Annotated in this window: 9 protein-coding genes and 2 pseudogenes; 6 read left to right on the top strand and 5 right to left on the bottom strand. The window is 71.9% G+C overall.

Features of this window, described 5'->3' with window-relative positions; genetic code table 11:
* Both CCN44_RS46515 and CCN44_RS26700 read left to right on the top strand, forming a co-directional pair.
* Window positions 1-175 (top strand): annotated as a pseudogene (locus CCN44_RS46515) (NADP oxidoreductase); the annotation flags it as partial.
* 85 nt (window positions 176-260) lie between these two features.
* On the top strand, window positions 261-575 hold the full coding sequence (locus CCN44_RS26700; protein WP_086700240.1) for an NIPSNAP family protein: 315 nt from the start codon (window positions 261-263) through the stop codon (window positions 573-575).
* Here CCN44_RS26700 and CCN44_RS26695 read toward each other — a convergent pair.
* Window positions 530-1,135 (bottom strand): DinB family protein, encoded by a 606-nt coding sequence (locus CCN44_RS26695; RefSeq protein ID WP_086700238.1) that lies wholly within the window; start codon window positions 1,133-1,135, stop codon window positions 530-532. The two genes, CCN44_RS26700 and CCN44_RS26695, sit on opposite strands and share 46 nt — an antisense overlap.
* A 360-nt stretch (window positions 1,136-1,495) precedes the next feature.
* On the opposite strand from CCN44_RS26695, the pseudogene CCN44_RS45170 reads away from it, so the two are divergent.
* The 3 genes and pseudogenes from CCN44_RS45170 (at window position 1,496) to CCN44_RS26680 (ending at window position 4,061) form a co-directional block, all read left to right on the top strand.
* Window positions 1,496-1,995: pseudogene (locus tag CCN44_RS45170) on the top strand (hypothetical protein).
* 131 nt (window positions 1,996-2,126) lie between these two features.
* Complete coding sequence (locus tag CCN44_RS26685; protein WP_086700243.1) at window positions 2,127-2,999, top strand: helix-turn-helix transcriptional regulator; 873 nt, start codon at window positions 2,127-2,129, stop codon at window positions 2,997-2,999.
* A 111-nt stretch (window positions 3,000-3,110) separates the two neighbouring features.
* Complete coding sequence (locus CCN44_RS26680) at window positions 3,111-4,061, top strand: RNA-binding protein (protein ID WP_086700235.1); 951 nt, start codon at window positions 3,111-3,113, stop codon at window positions 4,059-4,061.
* 78 nt (window positions 4,062-4,139) lie between these two features.
* Here CCN44_RS26680 and CCN44_RS26675 read toward each other — a convergent pair whose 3' ends face one another.
* Window positions 4,140-4,550 (bottom strand): DUF6463 family protein, encoded by a 411-nt coding sequence (locus tag CCN44_RS26675; RefSeq protein WP_086700232.1) that lies wholly within the window; start codon window positions 4,548-4,550, stop codon window positions 4,140-4,142.
* Between the two features lie 157 nt (window positions 4,551-4,707).
* Between CCN44_RS26675 and CCN44_RS26670 the strand changes: the two genes are divergently transcribed.
* Window positions 4,708-5,295 (top strand): TetR/AcrR family transcriptional regulator, encoded by a 588-nt coding sequence (locus CCN44_RS26670; RefSeq protein WP_086700229.1) that lies wholly within the window; start codon window positions 4,708-4,710, stop codon window positions 5,293-5,295.
* Window positions 5,296-5,361: 66 nt separating this feature from the next.
* Here the strand turns inward: CCN44_RS26670 and CCN44_RS26665 are convergent, their stop codons facing one another.
* From CCN44_RS26665 to CCN44_RS26655, 3 genes are all read right to left on the bottom strand, one after another.
* Window positions 5,362-5,844: a DUF6223 family protein gene (locus tag CCN44_RS26665; protein WP_059247708.1), complete on the bottom strand. Its 483-nt coding sequence runs from the start codon at window positions 5,842-5,844 to the stop codon at window positions 5,362-5,364.
* A 65-nt stretch (window positions 5,845-5,909) separates the two neighbouring features.
* Complete coding sequence (locus CCN44_RS26660; RefSeq protein ID WP_086700226.1) at window positions 5,910-6,311, bottom strand: hypothetical protein; 402 nt, start codon at window positions 6,309-6,311, stop codon at window positions 5,910-5,912.
* Window positions 6,312-6,423: 112 nt separating this feature from the next.
* Complete coding sequence (locus CCN44_RS26655; protein WP_086700222.1) at window positions 6,424-6,807, bottom strand: DoxX family protein; 384 nt, start codon at window positions 6,805-6,807, stop codon at window positions 6,424-6,426.
* Window positions 6,808-7,203: the final 396 nt, after the last annotated feature.

Genomic DNA, 7,203 nt, shown 5'->3' with positions numbered 1-7,203 from the left:
CGATGAACAGCGCGGCGGTCTCGAACGGGCCGGACTCCTGGAGGCGACCGCCGCGCTGTTCATCGCCCTGTGGGTCGGCGAGGGAGCGGACGCGCAGGCGATCGCACCGCCGCTGGCATACGCGGCCGGACCGGGCCACCCGGACACGGAAAGCGGTACGGGGGTTTCCCGGTAGGGGCTTCCCGGTCCGATCTGAGGGTTTCCCGGTAGGGGTTTCGACTCCCGCCGGCCGCCGGCGGGAGTCGCCGTACGATGCTGTTGTGATCACCTGTGTTGTCGAGTACACGATCGACGCGGCGAAGACCGACGCCTTCGAGCGGTTCGCCGAGCGGTGGATGACGCTCGTGGAGGAGCACGGCGGCACCCATCACGGCTACTTCCTGCCGGCCGAGGGCGCCAGCGACAAGGCGCTGGCGCTGTTCAGCTTTCCGAGCCTGGCCGCCTACGAGCGGTACCGGGAGCTGTTCGGCCGGCATCCGGACTTCGTCGCGGCCGATCGCATCCGGGACGACAGCGGCTGCGTCCTGCGCTACGAGCGCACCTTCATGCGGCCGTTGCTGCCCCGCCGTGACTGATCGGCGAAGGACGCCGCGTACAGGTCGCGGAGCAGTGCCGTCTCCGCTCCGTGGTGGATGACCTCACGGTTGACGTGGAGGACGACCGCCGCCAGCGGCCAGTGGCGGTAGGTGTCCCACACATCGTCGCTCGGGGCGCTCAGCGCGTCGGCGTCCAGTGCGCGCACTCCGGCGAGCCATCCCTCGTACACCGCGTCGAGCTGACGCAGCGCCTCGGTGGCCGTCGGCGCGTACGCGAAGGTCGCGTAGTCCGTCTTCGGGCCGCCGAAGCAGTGCGCCACCCGCATGCCCAGGACCCCGACGATGACGTGACCGAGCCGCCAGGCAATGGTGGTGACCGGAGCCGGGTCGGGCTCGGGCGTCGCCCAGTCGATGACGTGGCTGCCCGACCCCGCCGCCGACCCCGTCCGGTCGTCGTCCCTGGGGCGGACGTTCCAGGCGCCGGCCACCGGCTCCCAGACGTACTCGTCGTCACTCAGACCGTCCAGACGCGGGCGCAGTTGATGACGCCAGTGCCGGTCGAGCTGCGCCACCAGCTGCTCGTTCCAGTCGATCTCCATGAGAGCGACCGTAGGCGGCGGGCGGGCCCGCCGGTCCCGCAGCGCAGCCGACGCCCGGAGAGTAATGAACGGCCGTCCCCGTTCGTGGTCGGTGACGTCTCGTGGGTGGTGACGTCTCGTGGGTGGTGACGTCCGTCAGCCGTGCCCGGCCCGGCGCTCGGTCCAGCCGGCCGCGTGCCTGACGAAGTTCTCGATCAGCCGCGGGCCGGAACGGGTGCAGACGCTCTCGGGACGGAACAGCGCGCTGACGCCGGCACTGCCGCTGCCGGTGAACGCCGTCAGCCCCCTGCTTCCGCTGCTTCCTCGATGAGCGGCCGAACCGGGATGCGGTGTTCTGCGGGGTGGTCGCATACTCACCGCATGGCCTCGTTCTCCGGTCGGTTCCGGGATCCGCGCAGCACCGCCTATGACTTCATCAGCTTGGTCATCGTGCGGTGCCCCGGCTGCGAGAAGGCTGCACGTGTCGCTCCAGCGCCCGAAGGCTCCGGCCCCGGGGGCCTGATGCCGTACAGGCCGCGACGCCTGGTCTGTCGTGGCTGCGGCCTGTCACGGGCCTGGAGCGGTCGTCTCCTCGCGCTCTCCCCCGGCACTGCCCGACCTGCGACGGATCCGTACTTCGGCATGCCGTTGTGGCTCCAGATCGAGACCCGGCACGGGTGGTTGTGGGCCTACAACCTCGAACACCTCGACGTGATCCGCCGTTTCGTCCAGGCAACGCTGCGGGAACGAGCACACTGGTACGACACCGGACAGAAGATGACGTTGGTCGCCTGCCTTCCGGTATGGATCAAGCGGGCGAAGAACCGAGAAAGATCCTGCGCGCTGTCAGTCGGATCCACACCTCGCTGATTGCCGCCTGACCCGCTCATCAGCAGTCATAGCAGCTCCCGAACCCGACCCCCTGGTCGAACTGTTCCGAGGACGTGCGGGCGGCCTCGCCCTCCCCGAGCGCCCGCGAAGCCCTCTCGATGTGCGTTCTAGCATGGGCGGCATGGAGGTTTCCAAGCTGTCCCCCGAGGCTCGTGAGCGGCGTAGCGCGGAGATACGGGCGTTTCTGCGCTCGCGGCGGGCGCGTCTGACGCCTGCGGACGTGGGGCTGGTGGCCGGGGGCGGGCGCCGTACGCCGGGGCTGCGGCGGGAGGAGGTCGCGGTGCTCGCCGGGGTCGGGGTCTCCTGGTACACGTGGCTGGAACAGGGGCGTGAGATCAACGTGTCGGCCGAGGTGCTGGACGCCATCGGCCGCGTGCTGCGACTGGACGCCGCCGAGCGTGAGCACCTGTACCTGCTGGCCGGGCTGAACCCGCCGCAGGCGCAGCCCGCGGACGACGCGGTCGCGGTTCCGGCCGGGATCCGCCGGGTCATCGACGGCTGGCTGCCGCGGCCCGCGTACGTCATCGACCGGCACTGGAAGCTGGTCGCCGTGAACGAGGCGGCCCGGCTGGTGTTCGGGTACGGGGAACTGGCCCACAGCTGCCTGGTGAGCTTCTTCACCAGCGCGCACTTTCGCAGCGCGGTGTGCGGCTGGGAGGACGCGGCGCGGCAGATCGTCGGCCAGTTCCGGGCGGACGCCGCGCGCTACCCGGACGATCCGGAGTTCGGCCGGATCGCCGAGGACATGTGCGCCGCCAGTCCCGCCTTCGCCGCGGTCTGGGCGGAACATCCCGTGGGCGCGGGGACGGAGGGCATCAAGTCGCTGAGACGCCCTTCCGTGGGGGAGCTGGCGTTCGCGTACACGGTGCTGCCCGTCTCCGATCTGCCGGGCGCGCGGCTGCTGCTGTACACCCCGGCGGAGGGGACGCCGACCGAGGCCCGCCTGGCCGGCCTGCTGACGTCGGGCGAACGGGTCGCGGTTCCCACGGCGTGAGCAGCCCGTGGCCGGGCCGCCCGGCCACGGGCCCGCGAAGTCCCGGCCGCCTCTCCCCTGGACGGGGCGGGGAACTACGCTGGCACCCTTTCCGACCCTCCAGGGAGCAGCGTGCCGCCGTCGTTCGTCCACCGGATCACCAAGTACGACCCCGCTGACCGCGACGAGCGGGGCATCTACACCGGCGGCGAGGACACGGTCAGCGACCACGGGCCGGTCGAAGCGGCGTACCTGGAGGCGATCGCCGCCTTCGCGGAGGCCTCGGGCGTCGACCGGCTGGAGATCCGCGACCCCGAGGTCACCGGCTTCGTGCACTTCGGTGGGGAGCCGGCGGTCGAGGGACACGGCCTCGACGGGCTCTTCCCGCGCGACCTCACCGGCTACCACGACGGGGCCGAGGTCTCCCTCCCGGTCGCCCTGGAACTGGTTCGGGTCATGCTCCGCGACCGAGGCGCCTGGTGCCGCCTGGAGACGGGGGACGTGTTCACCGTGCATGTCGGGTGGGACCAGTACGTGTACGTCGGCAGCGACCGGCCCTGCGCGGACGCCGTGGCCCGTACCCGGGAACTCGGCCTCTTCCCGGAACCGCTGACGGTCTCGCCCTACGCGGCGGAGCTGGACGAACGGGAGGTGACGGAGGCCGCCGACGAGGACTTCTGGGTGCGCCTGCGCGCGGTGCTGACCTCACGGCAGGCGGTGCTGCTGGAGGAGACCCACGTCCGCAATGCCGCGCGCTGGCACCGCCTCACCGTGGACAACCTCGACGCCGTACGCGCCGGTCTCGCCCCGCGCGCCCTGCTGACCGTCTGGCCCGATCTGACCCCCGACGTCGGGGCCGTCCTCTCCGCGCTGCCCGAGGACGGATCCGTGGAGTTCGTCTGGGAGGCACAGGACGGCACGATCCGCCACGCGATCGTCGACGACACCGAGTACCAGGAGCTCGCCGCCCTGGTGGCCGGCGCGCGGGCCGCCTGTGCGCTGCCCCTGTACGCCGACGAAAGCCACCCGCTGTTCCGCGCCGTCCTGCCCGACGGCGACGGCGTGGTGCGCGCCCGGTGGTGAGCCGCCTCGTGCCACACGGTGTGCCCTCTGCCGGGGCGCCTCCGCCGGCAGGCCGCGCGTCCCCGGCGCGGCCTGGGGTCACGCTCGCGGAAGCCCGGCCCGGGGCGTGGCGTCGCCGCGGCGGGCACGACGGATTCCGGTCAGCAGCAGGGCGCACGCGAGCACGAAGAGCGGCCAGGGCGTGAACGGGAGGATCACGGCGTCGACGACGGTCCAGACCCCCAGCGTCCAGGCGATGAACGCCGGCGGGGTGATGCCGCGGCGGTCCAGCCACAGCACCGTCAGGCCGATCAGGACGAGCGGTATGCCGAAGCTGTCCAGGCTCAGCCAGTACGCGCTGCCCGCCGCGCTCATGTCGGCGAGGTCCTCGTGCCACAGCCCGCCGCTGAACCAAGTCCCGGCGTGGTGCGCGGCTTTCTCCACCGTCAGGGCACCGAGCGTGTGCGCGGTTCCGCACAGCGTGATGATCCAGCCGGCCCACTTGATCACCTGAGTTCTCCGTCCTGTCGCGAAGCCTCGGAGGTCCGATGCCGGTGTGGTTCCGATGCCGGCAGAGTTCCGATACCGCCGTTCCGATACTCTCGTTCCGTATCATGAGGGCATGACAGTGAGAAGGCAACGGGGTGGTCGCCCACGGGACAGTCGCGTGGATCACAGCATCCTCCAGGCCACGCGGGAACTGCTCGACGAAGTCGGCTACCGGGCTCTGACCGTGGATCAGGTCGCGGCGCGCGCCGGGGTGGGCAAGGCGGCGATCTACCGCCGTCACGGCTCCAAGGCCGAGATGGTCTTCGTCGCCACCATGCACGAGCAGCAGTTGCCCCCGTGGGCCGGCACCGGCTCCTTGCACGGGGATCTGCTGGCGCTGGTCCGCGCCTTCCACGCCCGCATGGCCGCTCCGGCGGCCCGCCGGCTGGCGCCGGCCCTGATCGGCGAACTCGCCGTCAATCCCGAACTGAACGCCCGGTTCCGGGACACCTTCCTGGCCGCCGAACAGGCCGCCTTCGCCGACATCATCGACCAGGCCGTGGCCCGCGGCGAGCTGGCCGGGCCCGTCGACCCGGCGATGGCCCACCTCCTGCTGCTGGGCTCCCTCGCGTCCGCCCTGTACATCCTCGACCTGCCCGTCGACGACGCGATGGTCACCGACCTCGCCGCCGCAGCGGCAGCGGGCATGACCGCCCTGGCCGATCTGCACCGCGGCGACCCCGACGGATCCGCCCGGCCACGCTGACGGGGCCGTTTCCCTGGATCACGGGTGACGTGACCACATCCTCCGGGCGAGGCGGCCGCTGTCTCTTCAGCAGTGGTCCTTGCCGACGGCGCCGGTACGGCCGGGCCTCGCGGAGGACGCGTGGCGCGGTCGGCGGGAACGGGAGCGGGCCAGCGAGCCGAGGGTGAGGGCGAGCAGGCCCAGGACCATCGCGACGTAGGCGCCGCCGAGCCCGTTGCCGGTGCCGAGGCCGCCGTCGGCGGTGGCCGCGACCACGGCGCCGACGACCACGGCGACCATGCCCGCCGTGAGAGCGGTGACGGCTCCGTTGCGGCGGGCCCAGGTGCGGACGCGTCCTCGGCCGGCGGGGCGGGTCAGGGCCAGGGCTCCGTTGACCGCGCCGAGGAGGCCGACGAGTGCGGACAGGGAGGCTCCGGCCCGGCCGGCGCTCACGGTGGAGACGCTTGCGGCGACCGGCTGGACCGAGGGGTCCGCGGCGGCCGGTTCGGCGAACAGGAAACCGCCCAGGAGGAGGGCTGCGGACACGGCGAGCACGGATCGAACGGACATGGGTGGCCTGCCTTTCTGATGTGGGTCTGTACCGGTCGTGCGGGGATCAGCGGCGCGCCGGGCGGCTACCCGGCAGCCGAGCGCGGCAGCAGGCGCGGGGTCAGCGCCTGGGCCAGGGCGAGGGTGCTGAGCGCGAACATCACCACGCCCAGCGGGACGTGGAACGAGGGCACATGGGCGACGCCCAGGGCGACCTGTGCCGAGGCGAGGAGAAGGAACCCGGTCGCGTACAGGACGGGGCGGGGCGATCCGCCGCCCGGGCGCCACGCCAGCACCGCGGCGAGCAGGTGCAGCATGGCGGCGGCGTACATCACCTTCGAGCCGACGTCGTGCAGCAGATAGCCGCGGGACGAGGTCAGCAGCGCGCCGGCGGTGGCCGCCTGGAAGAAGAGGCTCAGGGTCTGGAGCGCGATCGCGGCCTTGAGGAACGTGGTGCCGCGCTCGGTGGCGGTCGTCCGTGCAGTCACGGCGTGTTCTCCTCCGTCGTCTCGGAAATGCGGTTCGTCGTCTCGAAGGTCCGGCCCCCAAGGCACAGGCCGGTGATGACCATGACGGTCGGTGATGCGGGTCACTTCACGATCAGCTGGTGAACGACTCGGGGCCGAAGCGGCCCCAGGCGACGCAGGCCGCAAGACACAGGTAGATCACGTCACCGGTGATCGTCACCCGCTCGCCCCGCCTCAGCCGGACGGTGATCGCGCCGAGGAACAGCAGGACGAGTCCGCTCGCGGCCAACGGCACCAGGACCGGCGCGACATCGAGCACCGCGGGCAGGATCAGGCCGGCGGCGGCCAGCAGTTCGACGGCGCCGATGGCCTTGAGCCCGGCCGGGCTGAAGTCGTCGGCCCACTGGGCGGCGGCGCCCACGGCGGCGATCCTCTCCCGCGGCACGAACATCTTGGCGCTGCCGATGAGGCAGACGACGGCCAGCAATCCGGCGATGATCCACAGCGCGACGTTCATCGTCAACTCCCTGATCGAGGCTTTCCGCACCCGAGACGAGGCAGAGGCGGGCCCTGTGACATCCCCGAGCCCGGCGATGCGGAGACCTGGATCACATCCCGCCGTGCCACGGGCGGACGGGCCGCCCCACGCACCCGCGTTCCGAGCGCTGCCGCAGCACGCTCGGACCGACGGGCGCCGAGCACGCGTCGGTTCAGTCCTCGATCGCGGTGGTGATGAGGGTGTGCAGCTGCTCGGCGATGCGGTCGGGCGGCCCGGTGCTGCGTCGGGCGCGGCACATGGCCACCGTGCGGATGTCACAGGGCCCGCCTCTGCCTCGTCTCGGGTGCGGAAAGCCTCGATCAGGGAGTTGACGATGAACGTCGCGCTGTGGATCATCGCCGGATTGCTGGCCGT

Origin of the sequence: Streptomyces tricolor, assembly GCF_002155905.1 — a bacterium.
GTDB classification, from domain to species: Bacteria; Actinomycetota; Actinomycetes; order Streptomycetales; family Streptomycetaceae; genus Streptomyces; species Streptomyces tricolor.
Note: the sequence above shows the minus strand (reverse complement) of the source record. Positions and strands in the feature narration are given on the sequence as shown.

Excerpts from the sequence above, each read along its gene's own strand:
- CCN44_RS26655 (WP_086700222.1), bottom strand. The coding sequence starts at position 6,807 with ATGAACGTCGCGCTGTGGATCATCGCCGGATTGCTGGCCGTCGTCTGC.
- CCN44_RS26695 (WP_086700238.1), bottom strand. The coding sequence starts at position 1,135 with ATGGAGATCGACTGGAACGAGCAGCTGGTGGCGCAGCTCGACCGGCAC.
- CCN44_RS26685 (WP_086700243.1), top strand. The coding sequence starts at position 2,127 with ATGGAGGTTTCCAAGCTGTCCCCCGAGGCTCGTGAGCGGCGTAGCGCG.
- CCN44_RS26665 (WP_059247708.1), bottom strand. The coding sequence starts at position 5,844 with ATGTCCGTTCGATCCGTGCTCGCCGTGTCCGCAGCCCTCCTCCTGGGC.